Raw genomic sequence first — 15,046 nt, forward strand, 5'->3', positions numbered from 1 at the left:
TACGGCCTTCATAGCGTCGGAGGGCAAATGTTTGAAGCTTATTCAGTGCACCAGCGCTGGCGTCGAAAAGTACGCTCCCTTCAACTGGCTGGGCGCATCAACTACTCTTACGAACGCAAGCGGTGTCCATACCGATAAAGTCGGCGAATTTGGTTTGATGGCGACCTTGATGTTGCATGAACGCGTGCCTTCAATTGCGACGAGGCAACGAAATCACACTTGGTCGCGCCAACTCCGCGGAACGGCCGCAGGCCGTCGCGTTATGATCTATGGCGTTGGAGCTTTGGGTGGAGCAATCGCCCGACGTTTGCACAGCGCTGACTTCCGCGTCACGGGTGTTCGTCGCGGTGGAGCGCCTCTCGCGTCGGTTGAACGCATGATCACGCCTGATAGAGTCCTCGAGGAGCTTCCAAACGTAGAGATCCTGATTTTGGCTTGCCCTCTCACACCCGAGACGCAGCGTGTGATCGGCCTGCGAGAGTTATCAGCGCTTCCAGCGGGCGCCGGTGTTCTAAATTTGGGTCGCGGTGGCGTCATCGACCATGCCGCGTTGGTTTCTTGTCTCGCAAGCGGACACCTGTCTGGCGCGATCCTTGATGTCTTCGATCAGGAGCCGCTACCCCCAGATTCACAGCTCTGGGACGTACCAAATCTAATGGTGTTTCCACACGTTTCTGCCGATGCGCCAGATGGTTATATTGATCGCTGCCTCGTGATCCTTGCGGACAATCTGGGTAGATCGAGAGCTGGAAAAAGCCTACGAAACAGAGTTGACCCGATCCTCGGTTATTGACCACATCGCCTCGAGCACACTTGGTCAACGATTCCCGATGCAATGACAGGCCTTTTGAGCTGGCTTTCCCCCCAACGATCCGAATGCCCCGGCCGAGGTGTGGTCCGCGCTGGGCGATATCGGGGTGGCATTGGAAATCGATACGGTAGTCCCGCCGCCGCCACTGCTCCTGATCGTGACCGACCTGCAATTTGCCTGACGACAAAAATATCGATTGCCGCCGGCAGAGCCGATGAGCACACTTTGATTGTGGGTTGAGTTTCCTCTCCTCCCCACATCCCCCAGGGTCGTTCGGACGACCAACCTAAAACCCGCGTGTATTGATCTCCGGCGCGGGTTTCTTTTTCCATTCACAAGCCCAAATATCGGCGCGAGCATCCCGACCAAGATTGCCCAAACGATCAGGCCAAAAAAACAGCCCGACGAATGCAGAAGCTGCGCTCGAAACGACGCCATCACCTGCTATCCGAGCTTTCCGCCATCCGTGAACGCTCAAGAAGATCGGTGCCAGAGGCGTCCGGATTAGCAGGAATGAGCCTCGCCGAAACGCCGAAAGACCACCGGCCCAGGTTTACCAGGATCGATGATCAGACCTTCGATGCCATGGACTGAGACGTCTGCTTTCTGGAACCGGGTTCGCGCCGAAGCTGAGGCGACCCGTCATTCGCGGCCATGCCATCACCGGCGATATCATCGCGCCAATCCGCAAACTCAGCGAGACCCAAGGGCCGCCACCCACGAGGATGCCGCTGCCGTCGCCGAAGCGCTCGTCAATATCCGAAGCTACTTCATGCCAAAGTGCGCAAAGCAGAAGTTCTGAACGGACTCAACAGACGAAAGCCGTGGGATGCTCGTTGCGCTCACCGTGTACAGCGGCCGCGGCGTGCACCGTCTTCGCGAAATCGGATACGAGAATACTGTTGCGAGCTCTCATAGGTCTGATGAGCTCATATTCGAAGTTTAGGGTTGGACTGAATGGTCGAACTATAACACGGCCCGCGACAGACTCCATCGCGAGGCAATCAGCCACGGTCACTCCGAGTCCGGCCGCCACCAGCGCGCCGACGTTCGTCGCGGTGGTGGCCTCAAGAATAATGTTTGGCCGTAATCCCCTCTGTTCGAACGCTGTATCCACCTTTCTACGCATCATCGTCATAGGGGCAAACGCGATAAAAGGTTCTCCGGCCAGATCGGCAGGAGTAGTTTCTTTTAACCTAGCGAGACGATGTCCTTGAGGCAAGATCGCCACTGCAGGGGGGCTCTTCAATTGCTCCGCTATAATCGAGTCGTGTTCGACGCCTCTCGCGACGAGAGCGAGATCGAGCCGGCGTGACAACACCGCTTCGGTTAATAGCTGCGAGCTCCGCGCTTCTATCGAAACGAAGACATTGGGGTGACATTTACGAAACTGTGCAAGGACGCGGCTTAGAAACGGACCCGAAAGGGCCGGCATGGAGCCGATGACAAGATGACCGTGCTCCTCGCGGCGGATGGCTTCGATAGCGCGGGCCAGTTGATTGACCCCTCCGAATATTCGTTCTACCTCTTCGTAAAGTCGCATTCCGCGATCAGTTGGTACTAGGCGGCCGCTTTCGCGTTCAAAGAGCTGAAGGCCAGTATCTGCCTCCAAGTCCTGAATCAGTTTGCTCGCGGCGGGCTGCGATATTCGCAACACCTCGGCCGCGCGACTAACAGTCCCGGCCCCGACTACCGCTACTAACGCCTCAAGCTGGCGAAGGCTTGGATTTCTCACAATAACCAACCTATCCTGACGCGACACGGAAGTAACAAACGGCTCTTGCCAATCGGCTCTCGAATCAATTCTATATTAATCAAGCGAGACAGGAAATTGCACTACGCATATGAACCGGCATAGATATCCGGTTACGGCGGCGCGGAAGTAATCACAATCGTCTCTCCGTTACATTTGAGGCGCAAGCGTGTAATATTGTGGGTTCAAGACCGCGAACACGACAGCGCTTATCCCCAATAGAATGAGAAATGCCGGAACCCACGGTTTTTCATGTCGCGGCTTTCCAGTTCGTGGGTCCGACGGGACCCTGCGTGCCTCTTACGCCATAACGGATATTGCCGCGGACCTTCCAGCAACAGGTGCTGCCGAGGACTGGCTATTTTGATAACGGCTTTGCGCGTGAATTGGCGACCTGTCGCTGGATTGCTCACGGAGACACGGTGCTGTTCCTTGGCCGCCTGGAGCGGGCAAAACCCATCTCGCCGTCGGTCTTGGCCGCGAGGCGATCCGTCAGAACTATAACGTCCAATTTGTCACGGCGGCCACTTTGGTGGCGATGCTGGCCAAAGCTCACAGCGACGGATCGTTGGACAAGCAACTGACGATCCTGTCGCGACCGAAATTACTGATCATCGACGAGCTGGGATATCTGCCTTTCGAAGCTAACGCCGCCCACCTGTTCTTCCAATTGGTCTCCCGGTGCTACGAGAAGGGATCAATACTGATCACCTCCAACCGCTCGGTCGGAGAATGGGGGAGCGTCTTCGGGGACCCCGTAGTCGCCACGGCGATATTGGACCGCCTCCTTCACCATTCAACAGTGATCACCATCCGCGGCGACAGCTACCGTCTTCGCGAAAAGCGCCGCTCCGGCCTTCTACTGAAAGTTGGATCGGCGCTTGAAACAAACGAAACGACCAATCAATGAAAGGGTCAAATCTTCACTTCGCTTGACAGCTCCGCGCCTTTGACAGTCTCCCGATGCGCTTTCTCTGTGTTCCAAGCGCTGACCGTCCCGAAGGCTAGGATGGCGGCAACGAGGATGATGAAATGAACGGTGACGTTGGTCGCGCGATTGTACTTGGCCAATGCATCGAACTTCACCTTTTGCGCAGGCGGTACGGCGCAATGCCCGCACTCGCAGTAGCGATTTGCCGGGTCGCAGGCGAAGGAGATAGAGCTGGTCATCGCTTCGCTCCCATCGAAGGGAAAGGGAAGTTCTCGTATTCTGGTTGGATATGAGGGCCCTCGCTGAAACTCGAACGCCACAGGAGGAACTGATCGTCCACAAGCGTACTGCTGCAGGTTTCAGCGGTGGAGTCTTGGACGACTTCACCAAAGGCTTCGGCCTCCAAGTACGACTCCTGAAATTTGGTGCTGCGCAGTTGCACGCTGCGTTCCTCTTCGATCGAAATAGTTCTGATGGTAAAAAAATTCCGGGGCAGGCGCTGCCTCAATCGGAGCGGATACTGTCGAGTAACTAAGATCGCACAGGCCTCTATGCCTCGAAGCGGCCAGCTTCAGCGCGGCGACGGTGTTGTTCCCCTCGCGAAAGAGATTCATCATAACCGCGGCTGCCAATTCGACTTCGGGGCTTCCCTCAGGAACCGCATTATCGCGGATCCACTCTTCTAGGACGGTGCCAATCAGATTAAGGTCAGCGGAATTGAAAGTGACTTCAAAAAACGAGCGCATTGCCTGCCCATTGCGTGATTCAGCCCGGAAAAGGCCACCTGCTTGCATTCGCGAGCACCGACGTCTTCTTCGACGGTATTGGCTTTGTATATCGGGTGCCTTCTCCGCCGTGTGTTCGAAGTCGTTTCGGATGTAACAGGGGACGAGCGCAGAGTGACGCGATCGCTACAACTGAAAGAATTAACGTGATGTCAGTGACGTGGGACTTGCGAGCGTAGTGCGAGCCAGTCCTTATAGGCTGCAAAGCGTGGATGTCATGGGTTCGTCGCGGGCACCATTGTGAATTAGCCCCCGAAAGGCCCGGACATGCTCCCCCACTTAGCTAAGTGGGTAGGAGTAATGTTGGTAATATGACTACCAGCAATTTTAAGATGGAAGTCCTCTCCGGGCCGGAACGTCGGCGGCGCTGGAGCACGGCAGAGAAGCTGGCGATCATCCACGAGACCTATGAGGCGGNCAGCAATTTTAAGATGGAAGTCCTCTCCGGGCCGGAACGTCGGCGGCGCTGGAGCACGGCAGAGAAGCTGGCGATCATCCACGAGACCTATGAGGCGGACGCGACGGTGAGCATCGTCGCGCGTCGGCACGGCATCCAGCCGAACCAGTTGTTCGCCTGGCGCAAGCTGGCGTCCCAAGGGGCGCTGACGGCGACGGCCGCCGAAGAGGAGGTTGTTCCGGCATCCGAATATCGGGCGCTTCAGGCCCAGGCGAAGGAGTTGCAGCGCCTTGCTGGGCAAGAAGACGATGGAGAGCGAAATCCTCAAGGAAGCCCTCGAAATCGCCGGTGGCCCAAAAAACGGATGTTGCGCTCAATCTCTCTTCCGAGGGGAATTTTGGAATGAAGGCCGTATGCGAAACTCTAGGTGTCGCCCGGTCGAATATCGCTGCGCGTGCCACAGGCTCCCTTTCCAGAGCCAGAGGACGCCCACCACTCCCGGATCGGGAACYGGTGGAGGATATCAAGGCCATCATCGCCGACATGCCCACCTACGGCTATCGGCGTGTCCATGCCATCCTACGCCGCAATGCCCGGAAAGACGGACGTTCGTGGCCCAACTGCTGCTGGTGCGTCATACCGGAGCGGTCGATGATCGCCTTCACGACGGCCAGGTCGCCGTCGAGCGTTCGAACATCAGATGGTGCTCCGACGGCTTCGAGATCGGCTGCGACAACAAGGAGAAGGTCCGTGTCGCCTTCGCCCTCGACTGCTGCGACCGTGAAGCAATCGCCCATGTCGCCACCACCGAAGGTATCAAGAGCGAAGACGTACAGGACCTCGTGATCACCGCTGTCGAGAACCGCTTCGGCCGCATCAACATGCTGTCCGATCCTATCGAATGGCTCACCGACAACGGCTCCTGCTTCATCGCCAAGGACACCGCATCCTTGCTGCGCGACATCGGCATGGAGCCATGCGCCACACCGGTGCGCAGCCCACAATCGAACGGTATGGCCGAACGCTCAACTGCCGTTCTGGCGCACAGCGCTTTAGGATATCAGTCCCCGCGCGAGTTCATCAGCTCGCAATCTCAAACCTGAGCATGTCCGGTCTTTTGGGGGCAACTTCAGTCGCGGGCACCATTGGGCTAAGCTAACTCACGCCCTCGCTAACCATCATCAGTCCCAGCGACCATTAAATTACATTGTCCTACATTTGAAACATGGCGCGAAATAAACTACTTCGACCGCCAACAATTGTGTACCATTATCCTTGTATTAGCCTAATTTGGAAAGCCGAACCAAGAGAGTAAACTGCCGCTAATTTCAGAGATGCAGTAGCGAGGTTGACCCAGCTCTTTTTGCGCGAGGACGATGGACTGTGAGCCAAGACGATCAGCCGCCAGAACGCCCCACGAGGCAACCAAACACTGCGCCAACGAACGATGCGGCCCGTAGATGGACGCGAAACCTGAGACGGTGGGTTCGTTCCTGGGTAGTAAACGTTGCTCAACGGACACATCCTTCACGCGAGCGGGAGGGGCGTGGTGGCAACAGCAGGCAGACCAATCCCCCTGCACAAGCGAGTAATGAAGTTTTTCAGCGGTCACCATCGAGAGGTCAGCCGCCGGCGTATGATGAAGTAATATCACCGCAGGCGTACCAGTCCCATCAGCGCCCCCCATCAAGAGATCAGCCCGCGGCGTATGATGAAGAGATATCACCGCCGGCGTACGGTGAATGGTTCACGTCGCGCTCGAACAGTTGCGACAGAGTGGGGCCCGACAGACTTACTGGCACAAATAGTTCCGGTGCAATACCGCAGTCATCCGAAAAGGATCAGCGAAGTTCGCCAGCCCCTGCGCAACTCCAAGAAGAAAGCATGCAAGAATTTCCCTCGACACTAGATTCCCAAGATGAAGCGGCTCTTGTAACGGATGGAATCGGAGGCAGATCCTATATGCCTACCTCGTATAATTCCGGTGGAACAACTTCACCGTCCAGGCAGGCCAGGCGAGATTCGCAAACGAGTGTGGAACATGAGGACCGCGGCGGTTCTGCAGCGCGACCAGGACTCGACAGACGTACTCGCGGCCGCGGCTGCGAACGAGAATAGATAGCTTTGTTTGGGCGCGCTCCATAGGCCTTCATCATGAAGCTTGTGCACACGCCGGTGCTGACTGATATCGCACCGGATTCCACCGAACGTGTTCTGGTCCGCACGCGTGAACAATGTGATCGTGACGATCAAGCAGGCCCTCACGCTGTTTCCCTTTCCGACTCTAGGTGTCGACCCAGACTACGCCTGGACATTCATGAGCGCGTTCGTCGTCTCCTAGTGTTCCGTCTCAGAGATTATGACGGATTGTCTATGCCGAGGATTGGCAGTTCTTGAGGCGGGACAAGCAGTTGGATGCTGCGCGCCTGGCCTGGTTGCTTTTGGATCAGTCCAATTTGGTTGAGGGTCTTTAGCATCTGGTGAACTGAGGGTGCGGTGACTTTGAAGTAGCGCTGAAAGTCTGCCTCTGCCGGGGCTCGATCATTGATTTTTGAATAGGCCCATATGAAGGCCAGGTACTGGCCCTGTTTGGCAGTGAAAACGGCTCGCCTGGCGGGCTTGTCTTGGTCAAGCAATTGATTCATTTCGGATTCATCCAAAGCCCACCATTATGAAGGGTTGTTGTGATGAACGTACGATATCGGGTCGATCTTAGCCAGATCGAACGCGACGAGTTTCGCGTTTCAGTGAGTGGCGGCAAACAGCCAGTCCGGCGGCTCAAGCGAATGCAGATCCTGTTGGCAGCGGACGCGGGCGTCAGCGACAAGGCGATCGAAGCATCGGTGCAGACCAGCGGCTCGACCATCTACCGCACCAAGAAGCGCTTCGTGGAGATCAGCCTGGAGGCAGCCCTCAGCGAAGAGCCACGCCCCGGGGCTGCTCGAAAGCTGAGCGGCAAGGACGAGGTACAACTCGTTGCCCTGGCTTGCTCGGATCCGCCAGAGGGCTGCACCCGGTGGACTTTGACACTTCTGGCCAACGCGCTGCTGGAAGTGGTCGAACATGAAAGTATCTCACGCGAAACCATCCGTCGCAGACTGGACGACAACGACCTGAAACCGTGGCAGAGGAAAATGTGGTGCATCGCCAAAATCGATGGCGAATATATCGCAAGGATGGAGGATCTTCTCGACCTCTACGCTGAGCCGCATGATCCTAAGCGCCCCGTCGTCTGCTTCGATGAAAGTCCGATCCAGCTCATCGGCGAAGTGCGCGTGCCCATCGTCCAGAAACCGGGAAAGCGATACCGTTACGATTCTGAATACAAGCGCAATGGCACGGCCAACCTCTTCGTTATGGTCGATGCCAATAGGTCGTGGCGCAAGGTCAAGGTCACCGATCGGCGCGCCAAGGAGGACTTCGCCGTCTGCATGCGCGACCTCGTCGACGCCGATTATCCCGATGCCGACCGGGTCCGTGTGGTGATGGATAACCTATCGACCCACACGGCGTCTGCTATCTATCAGACGTTCCCAGCCGTTGAGGCACGCCGGATTTTGCGACGTCTGGAATTCCACTACACGCCCCGCCACGCGAGTTGGCTCAATATGGCCGAGATCGAGATCGGCGTTATGCGCCGACAGTGTCTTGACCGCCGCATCGACAACCGCAACCTGCTCGAAAGTGAGGTTCAGGCATGGGAGCGTCGTCGAACCGATAGCGGTGCCCAAATCCGATGGATGTTCTCAGTCGACCAAGCGCGCGAAAAAATGGCTAAGTCTTATCCGACACCCATGCTCAACGAGTCATAATCTCTGAGACGGAACACTAGTGCCGCACTGAGTTTTATAACCGTTGCGGCATGGGACCTTGTCAGGGCCGGATGTGCGGGGCTCCGATTACTCAGATCATGGCACACGAGCTGTCGACCATCCGGCGAATATCGGCGCCTACCGAGTTCGGGTCCTTTGAAACCTCTGAGACTAGGGGACCTCGCTGAGTTTTCGGAAGTTGATGCGAAAATGGGAAAGTCAGAATCATGATAGAACGGATTCATACCGGGAATCGTATGAGTAAGATCGTAAAGGTCTCGTCTATCTTTGCGGTCAGGTTGGGGACGGGAACGATATTTCCGAGCAGACGACCGATTGTCTCGGACGCATCGACAACCTGCTTCTGACCGCAGGCATTTCGCGAGAGATATTGCACCCGACTATTGGGTTGGCAGACATTGTAGATTTCTCGCAAATGAATTCCATCTGGGATGCTTGGATCCCCGAAGGGCATGCTCCTGCGCGAGCATGCGGGCAGGTAAAACTCGCCCGGCCCGAGTTGAAGGTAGAGATTATCGTGTGTGCAGCCGTCATTTAGGCGGCGTAATGGCTTTCCCTCTTGGGCGCAACATCTGCCAACTTGAGGTAGAGAGGACTGGCGCGGCGTATCCACCGTTAGGCAAAGGACAAATTCGAGAAAGACGTTAAACTCAGCGCGAACAAAAATACCAGTTTTTTGATTGCGCTGGATTGTTTCGTTCGTAACGTACAAAAACTTGTCAGCGTCCCGGAAGCGCCGATAGTGGCGATGGTCGCACGGAAACGTGCATTTTGTCGCCAGAATGGGTTGCAGATGAACGCCTTTTCGAAACCGTCACCGGTCGACTTCGATGGGAAGATCTTGCTGCAGGGGGCAGAGATTTCCCGACGGCTGGATCAGCTGCAGAGGGAGAAACCTCCACAGGTTGGGAAGAAGATGTTGCGGGTGTTTTCGATGGCGGAGGTGGCGCACTATCTTGGCGTGAGCCCCAACAATCTGAAGCGGCTTCATCTTGAAGGTAAGGGTCCGACTCCGACGATCTCTGGCGCAGGGCGTAGGTTTTATAACGCGGAGCAGATCAGGGAACTCCGCTTCTATCTCGATAAGACCGGTAAATCGGACGCCAAGAAATACGTCCCTTATCGGAAAGGTAAAGATAGGCTGCAAGTGATTGCGATCGTTAACGTCAAAGCCGGGTCCGGCAAAACCACAACGGCCGCTCATCTCTCCCAGCATCTAGCGCTCTCGGGCCACCGGGTGCTTGCCGTTGATCTCGATCCGCAGGCTACCCTTTCAGCATTGTACGGCCTTCATTCCGGTTTCGACAAAAACCCATCGATCTTTGATGCCAAGCCTTTCGGCGAAGGTGACGCCTCCATCCAAGATGTCATCCTGCCGACGAATTTCCCGGACTTGGACATCATTCCGGCCAATCTCAAACTGCAGGAATATCAATTCAGTACGCCTTCGGTGCAGGACACATTTGAGAGCCAGCGCGCATTTTCGCACGTCGCGAAAGCGCTGGCGAGAATCGATCACCGCTACGATGTGGTCGTGATCGACTGCCCTCCTGATGTTGGCTACCTCACGCTTACCGCCCTTGCAGCCGCCACATCGATCCTGATTACCGCTCGTCCCCAAATGCTTGACTTGATATCCATGGGGCCATCCCTGGTGATGCTCGGGAATATCACCAGGGCGATCAAACCCTCCCGCGTCAATGCTGAAGTGGATTGGCTGCGCTATCTCATCACCTGCTACGATCCTGCCGACGTGACGCAGGCGCAAATGGTTGGCTTCATGCACTCTGTTCTTGCTGAAGAAATCCTAACTAACCCAATGATCAAATCACAGGCCATTTTCGATGCGAGCCTGACCAAACAAACTCTCTACGAGATGGAGCGCAGTAGCCTGATGCGAGGGACGGATGATCGCGCGATTAGCTGCATGGACGCTGTGAATTCTGAGATTCAAAACCTCATCCATCGCGCGTGGGGAAGAATGTGACCCTGAGACGGGGGCAATCTGCAGAAAGTGGTCCTGCACAAGACTCAGTTGGTTCGGTGCGTCAAGGAAAGCAAGAACTCCGCACCATTAAACAAAAGGACTTTAATGAAGTTAGTCTCAAAAAAATAAAGGCCCGTAGCCAAAGCGACGGAGCCTCTATCTTCGAAACAACGGGTCGCCAAACCCGAGAGCTTCGTTAACCCTGCTCTGAAGGTAGTATCTCCGAAAATTTTGTCAACTAAAAACGCCGCTTTGGCGAGTGGGCCTGCTTGCTTTGCAACAGGAGATCCTATGTCAAAACCATCCGGCTTCCGGGCGATGACGCCTGGGATTAGTCAAGCACAGACCCTTGCTGAACAATGGGGACCGCATACGGCGGTTGAGAAGAAACGCGCCGTCCTGGCGTTCAACAAGGCAGCATCTCTACTAGGGCTTCATGCTCAAGCCATTCAGCTCATGAATTGCCTCTTAAGCTTTACCCGCGAGTGCGACTGGGAGGCTGATAGCCGCCCTCTAGCTTGGCCCGACAATCAGAGACTCATGTGCGAGCAGAATATGTCACTCGCGACCCTGAAGCGGGCTTTGCGCCGTTTGGCCGAGACAGGGTTTATCGCCTTCAAAGATAGCCCTTCAGGTCGCCGAGTCGGGCGCCGCAATCCTCACACCGGCAAGATCTCGATCGAACGCACCTACGGTATCGACCTATCACCACTGGGGATTCGGGTTTTTGAATTGGAAGAAAAGGTGGAGGCGCAGGAGCGTCTTCAGGCCCAAACTCGTGCGCTTGCCCAGCAGTTCACGCGAGATCGGAAAATGCTGGCTTCCTATATCGAGTCCGCTCTCGCCAATCAGATGGAAGGACCATGGAAAGAATGCACGGCTGAGCTGGATCAGCTTGTTCTTGTGCGGCGTTCCCGCTGCACGACCGAGATCCTAGAAGGCCTCTGCCAACGCCTGAGGGACGTGCTCGAGCGAGCTCGTACGGCATATGCAGCCGCAGCAGACAAGTTCGAAGCGGGGGCGGCAGCCTCAAACCCATTAACACAAGCGCGAGAGGCGGCATATGCTAGTCAACAAGCTATTAAAATGAGCCCCTCGGGGCGCACAAATGAACTCCACATACAGGATACAAGTCAGAAAAACATACGTACATTGTATGAAAAAGAACGGAGCTCCGCTCGCGCGGAGCAACTTGATTTGCTAAGCGCCGGTCTTACCCGCGAAGAAGGCTCTGGAAATGAGCCTGAGAGGAACGAGAGGGTCGAGCAAATCAAAAAAATTGAAGCAGGACAAATCGATCCAATCACCCTTCGGGTGCTCTGCCCCGAATTCGCCCAATGGCTGGTTTCCGGTGGGCGACCCACCTGGAATGACGTAGTTCGGGCCGTGGAAACTGTGTTGAAGCCGAGCTTGCAGATCCCTCAATCCACCTGGGCGGCCGCTTGCAGGTTGCTTGGACGTGAGACTGCCGCGTGCGCAGTGGCTCTGATCTATGAAAAACATGTGGCTGGGCTAATCGACAGTCCTGGCGCCTATTTGAACGGCATGCTCTCGAAAGCTGAGAAGGGTCAGCTTCGGTTACCGTCGTCTCTCTTTCATTGGCGCAAACAGCGAAAGGATGCCTCGAGCAATACCTCGAGCGCCTGAGGCTGACGAGTGGTCACCTGATCCGCGAGCGGCTAGATGCAAGCGGCCGGGTTACGGTGCAGCACGGAGCGTTTAATATCCGCAGAATTTCTTTCCTCAGAGCGCGAGATTCTCTTCAGCCTATGATGAAAACATGCCTAGATCACTTGCCCGCAGCAAAACGGCAGCAGCTTGCCCGCGCGCTAGAGATCCTGCGGGCGGAGTTTGAGGATGCGCTGGGGGAGGCGGACTTCAAGAAGAAGGGTCGGATCCTCAAGGCGATCTTATTCGGATCTTACGGTGCACCGTGAAGGCGCGGGAGGTTATCATGCAATAAACGCAACCTCCCAAACTAACTGGTTCTTGACCGGTGACTGGAATGTCACCCCTCTACAGAGAGTAGTGGACGGAAGAGGATCGAAAAGCTCGGCCGGGCGTCGCCGGCGGGTGTCATCAGCAGAGCGATCTTAATTAAACGGTACGGCCCATCAGCCGTAGGCCGGACTACCGCAGTGTCTATGGTGAGGCAACGAAGTGAGTGCTGGAAGCCTCTGTATTTACCGAAACACGCCCTTACATCGTGATGGCGAGAGGGCCAAGCAATCTGAAGCGGCGGGGCTCGGCTGCTGGATGCGCCGAGGGCGCATCCGAGGAAGGGGCACTCTCCAGAGCCTTTCCTCCCGAATTGTCAGGGGGTAGAGTTCACCACCTAGCGGCACAAAGATTGAGAATCGGAACACGGGAACTCGGATCGCCCGCCCAGTTGGAATTGGGCTAGCCGCGACGGCCGGAGAAGGACGACCCCGAGGGCGGAGCTTCCGTAGTAGTCGGAGCGCGGGAAAGCCGCATACATGGCGAAGGGAAAGCAGGAAGACGATAGACTTGCACGACGGAGGAATGATCTGTGGACATGGATCGCCGGGCGGATCTCGCCTGGATACTCGGCATTCAGCGCCAACTCTATCAGTGGAGTAAGGCACATCCCGACGAAGGATGGCGCGACATGTGGGGTTGGCTAACCGATCCGCGCACGCTACGCCACGCCTGGCGACGCGAGCCGGCGCTCGTTGCCGGCTGCGCTTTGCCGCCCGGTGGAAAAACCCTGGCCGAACACACGGTCGAACGGCGCGCTCAAGTGCCTCTTGATGAACCGACCCGTGCAGAGGGGTTAAACCTCACTCTTTCCCGCGGGTTCCCTAAAGTCCTTGTACTTTGGGGGTCGTCAAGTGCCGTCGCAGCGCGGAGCGCGGCGGCACTTCCGTTGTTATCCCTCAATTCGCGCAGCACTAGCAGGCTGTTGAAGAAGTCAGTCGCGTTCGCAGACGAAGCCTGAATCCTCTCCGTTGTGGACGTAGAAGTGCCCGACAAGGCGTCCGGCGGAGCCGAGAGCAGCCCATCCGCGACCACAGGCCGGATCGCTCTCGTCTTGTCCCTCCCACGAGAACTCAGCACAGGCCGATCCATCGCGTGAGCCGTAGCGGACATCGAGGAAGCCCCTTAGCGCGACGAAGGCGATTTCGCCGTCTGCTGCGCCCTGGAATGTCAGATGCGCCTCTTCGACGAGATCGAGGACATCATTGTCCCAGTTGTCCATCTCGACGATGCGCCAGCGACCCGCAAAGGCCTTGGCGAAGGCAGATACTCTGGCCATCAGCCTGTCTCCGCCATGAGCTTCGGTAGCCGCACCAGATCATAGGCAGCGGCCGCGAAGGTGAAGGCCCATCCGACGCGGTCGCGGCCGCGGAACTTCGTCTTGTTCTGCCCCGCGACGGTCTTGATCCAGCCGAACGCCTCCTCGATGCGCTTGCGGATGCGCAAGCTGACCCGATAGCCCGAATGGCGCGTCGTGCGTCCATCAATGGCCGAGCGGCGACCATTGATGTTCTGCGCCCCATGGGGCGCGACCTTCATCGACCGCAAATCGTGGACGAAGTCCTTTGTGTCATAGGCCTTGTCGGCACCCAGCGTGATCGCTCGTGTCCGCTCAGTAAAGGGCCCGATCATATGCAACGCCGCTACCCGTTCAGCATATCCGCTAGCCTCCGTCAGATAGGCATCGACCAGCAGGCCATGGCGGTTTTCCATCAGCCCGTGCCCCATGAAGCACAGCTTGGCCTCCTTGCCTTTTCCCTTCCTATAAAGCTTCGCATTGGGATCGGTCGTTGAAGCATGCGTCTCGTTGGAGCGTCTCTCGCCATGGAAGTCTGCTTCCTTATTCCGACCGCCGCCATCCGACGGTGGTTCGCCATGATCGCCCCTTAGGCCGTCCTTCGGCTTGAAGCTCTTGATCGATGCCCAGGCTTCGATCAGCGTGCCATCGACAGAGAAGTGGTCCGTAGACAGCAGCCGCTTTACTTTGGGCTGCGAAAGGATCGCACTGAGGAACTTCGCGGCGATGTCGCCTTCCAGCAACCGGTCGCGGTTCTTCGAAAAAACCGAATGGTCCCAAGCTGGATCGTCAATGCCAATGCCAACGAACCAGCGGAACAGAAGATCGTATTCCAGCCGTTCCATCAAAAGCCGCTCGGAGCGGATCGAATAGAAGGCTTGCAAGAGCATGGCGCGCAGAAGCTTCTCAGGCGCGATCGATGGCCGCCCAATTGGCGAATAAAGCGCTGCAAACTCCCGTTCCAGGAATACCAGCGCATCGTTCACCATCTGCCGAATTGCCCGTAGCGGATGATCTTTACGAACCCGATCCTCAAGATCGACATAACTGAAGAGTTCACCCGTCCTCACATCGCCGCCGCGCATGCATCACTCCAAAACTCGACGAAGCGAGTGAATCACGGCGGAAACCTCCAGGCCAGCTCTTTTTCAACAGCCTGCTCTTATGTTCGTTTGCAAGCTTTTAGTCATAACTCTTTCCTTTCCGGCTTTGACGACGAAAGCATATGCGTGGAGCTGTTGAACAAGGCAGGAG

Annotated in this window: 11 protein-coding genes and 6 pseudogenes; 10 read left to right on the forward strand and 7 right to left on the reverse strand. The window is 56.5% G+C overall.

The genetic code is table 11. The annotated features are described in order from the left end of the window. Positions 1-31: 31 nt before the first annotated feature. Positions 32-793, forward strand: a complete 762-nt coding sequence (locus ASD00_RS23055; protein ID WP_162249750.1) for a D-2-hydroxyacid dehydrogenase — start codon at positions 32-34, stop codon at positions 791-793. Between the two features lie 534 nt (positions 794-1,327). After that, positions 1,328-1,613 (forward strand): annotated as a pseudogene (locus tag ASD00_RS39110) (YecA family protein); the annotation flags it as partial. Positions 1,614-1,619: 6 nt separating this feature from the next. Here ASD00_RS39110 and ASD00_RS23060 read toward each other — a convergent pair. Further along, complete coding sequence (locus tag ASD00_RS23060) at positions 1,620-2,354, reverse strand: LysR substrate-binding domain-containing protein (protein ID WP_244496105.1); 735 nt, start codon at positions 2,352-2,354, stop codon at positions 1,620-1,622. A gap of 12 nt (positions 2,355-2,366) precedes the next feature. After that, positions 2,367-2,573, reverse strand: a pseudogene (locus ASD00_RS41860) (LysR family transcriptional regulator); the annotation flags it as partial. Between the two features lie 371 nt (positions 2,574-2,944). Between ASD00_RS41860 and istB the strand changes: the two are divergent. Beyond that, positions 2,945-3,474 (forward strand): annotated as a pseudogene (gene istB, locus ASD00_RS23065) (IS21-like element helper ATPase IstB); the annotation flags it as partial. Positions 3,475-3,479: 5 nt separating this feature from the next. Here istB and ASD00_RS23070 read toward each other — a convergent pair. Both ASD00_RS23070 and ASD00_RS41215 read right to left on the reverse strand, forming a co-directional pair. Then, the gene (locus ASD00_RS23070) at positions 3,480-3,734 is read right to left on the reverse strand and encodes a hypothetical protein (protein WP_057209042.1); all 255 of its coding nucleotides are present in this window, start codon (positions 3,732-3,734) and stop codon (positions 3,480-3,482) included. A gap of 144 nt (positions 3,735-3,878) precedes the next feature. Continuing rightward, the gene (locus tag ASD00_RS41215; protein ID WP_200951488.1) at positions 3,879-4,289 is read right to left on the reverse strand and encodes a hypothetical protein; all 411 of its coding nucleotides are present in this window, start codon (positions 4,287-4,289) and stop codon (positions 3,879-3,881) included. Between the two features lie 409 nt (positions 4,290-4,698). Between ASD00_RS41215 and ASD00_RS39120 the strand changes: the two are divergent. Further along, positions 4,699-5,780, forward strand: a pseudogene (locus ASD00_RS39120) (IS3 family transposase); the annotation flags it as partial. A 1,254-nt stretch (positions 5,781-7,034) separates the two neighbouring features. On the opposite strand, the gene ASD00_RS23090 reads toward ASD00_RS39120, so the two are convergent. Next, positions 7,035-7,322, reverse strand: a complete 288-nt coding sequence (locus ASD00_RS23090; RefSeq protein WP_057209048.1) for a transcriptional regulator — start codon at positions 7,320-7,322, stop codon at positions 7,035-7,037. A 42-nt stretch (positions 7,323-7,364) separates the two neighbouring features. Here ASD00_RS23090 and ASD00_RS23095 point away from each other — a divergent pair, with 42 nt between their 5' ends. The 5 genes and pseudogenes from ASD00_RS23095 to ASD00_RS41865 form a co-directional block, all read left to right on the forward strand. After that, entirely contained in the window at positions 7,365-8,489 is a 1,125-nt protein-coding gene (locus ASD00_RS23095) for an IS630 family transposase (protein ID WP_057209050.1), read from the forward strand. Between the two features lie 227 nt (positions 8,490-8,716). After that, positions 8,717-9,048: pseudogene (locus ASD00_RS39125) on the forward strand (RidA family protein). 255 nt (positions 9,049-9,303) lie between these two features. Then, positions 9,304-10,497, forward strand: a complete 1,194-nt coding sequence (gene repA, locus ASD00_RS23100; protein ID WP_057209053.1) for a plasmid partitioning protein RepA — start codon at positions 9,304-9,306, stop codon at positions 10,495-10,497. A 291-nt stretch (positions 10,498-10,788) separates the two neighbouring features. Next, complete coding sequence (gene repC / locus ASD00_RS23105) at positions 10,789-12,144, forward strand: plasmid replication protein RepC (RefSeq protein WP_057209056.1); 1,356 nt, start codon at positions 10,789-10,791, stop codon at positions 12,142-12,144. A 122-nt stretch (positions 12,145-12,266) separates the two neighbouring features. Beyond that, positions 12,267-12,422, forward strand: a pseudogene (locus ASD00_RS41865) (nucleotidyltransferase); the annotation flags it as partial. Positions 12,423-13,429: 1,007 nt separating this feature from the next. Here the strand turns inward: ASD00_RS41865 and ASD00_RS23110 are convergent. Beyond that, on the reverse strand, positions 13,430-13,774 hold the full coding sequence (locus ASD00_RS23110) for a hypothetical protein (protein ID WP_057209059.1): 345 nt from the start codon (positions 13,772-13,774) through the stop codon (positions 13,430-13,432). Next, entirely contained in the window at positions 13,774-14,877 is a 1,104-nt protein-coding gene (locus tag ASD00_RS23115) for an IS5 family transposase (protein WP_057209062.1), read from the reverse strand. Before ASD00_RS23115 ends, ASD00_RS23110 begins: the two co-directional genes overlap by 1 nt. Between ASD00_RS23115 and ASD00_RS41310 the strand changes: the two genes are divergently transcribed. After that, positions 14,803-15,046 (forward strand): hypothetical protein (locus ASD00_RS41310; protein WP_210173877.1); only part of this gene is annotated, 244 nt, incomplete at its 3' end. The two genes, ASD00_RS23115 and ASD00_RS41310, sit on opposite strands and share 75 nt — an antisense overlap.

This window comes from Ensifer sp. Root31 (assembly GCF_001424825.1).
Classification (GTDB): Bacteria; Pseudomonadota; Alphaproteobacteria; order Rhizobiales; family Rhizobiaceae; genus Ensifer; species Ensifer canadensis.

Excerpts from the sequence above, each read along its gene's own strand:
- ASD00_RS23070 (WP_057209042.1), bottom strand. The coding sequence starts at position 3,734 with ATGACCAGCTCTATCTCCTTCGCCTGCGACCCGGCAAATCGCTACTGC.
- ASD00_RS23115 (WP_057209062.1), bottom strand. The coding sequence starts at position 14,877 with ATGCGCGGCGGCGATGTGAGGACGGGTGAACTCTTCAGTTATGTCGAT.
- repA (WP_057209053.1), top strand. The coding sequence starts at position 9,304 with ATGAACGCCTTTTCGAAACCGTCACCGGTCGACTTCGATGGGAAGATC.
- ASD00_RS23090 (WP_057209048.1), bottom strand. The coding sequence starts at position 7,322 with ATGAATCAATTGCTTGACCAAGACAAGCCCGCCAGGCGAGCCGTTTTC.
- ASD00_RS41215 (WP_200951488.1), bottom strand. The coding sequence starts at position 4,289 with ATGCAAGCAGGTGGCCTTTTCCGGGCTGAATCACGCAATGGGCAGGCA.
- repC (WP_057209056.1), top strand. The coding sequence starts at position 10,789 with ATGTCAAAACCATCCGGCTTCCGGGCGATGACGCCTGGGATTAGTCAA.
- ASD00_RS23095 (WP_057209050.1), top strand. The coding sequence starts at position 7,365 with ATGAACGTACGATATCGGGTCGATCTTAGCCAGATCGAACGCGACGAG.
- ASD00_RS23060 (WP_244496105.1), bottom strand. The coding sequence starts at position 2,354 with ATGCGACTTTACGAAGAGGTAGAACGAATATTCGGAGGGGTCAATCAA.
- ASD00_RS23110 (WP_057209059.1), bottom strand. The coding sequence starts at position 13,774 with ATGGCCAGAGTATCTGCCTTCGCCAAGGCCTTTGCGGGTCGCTGGCGC.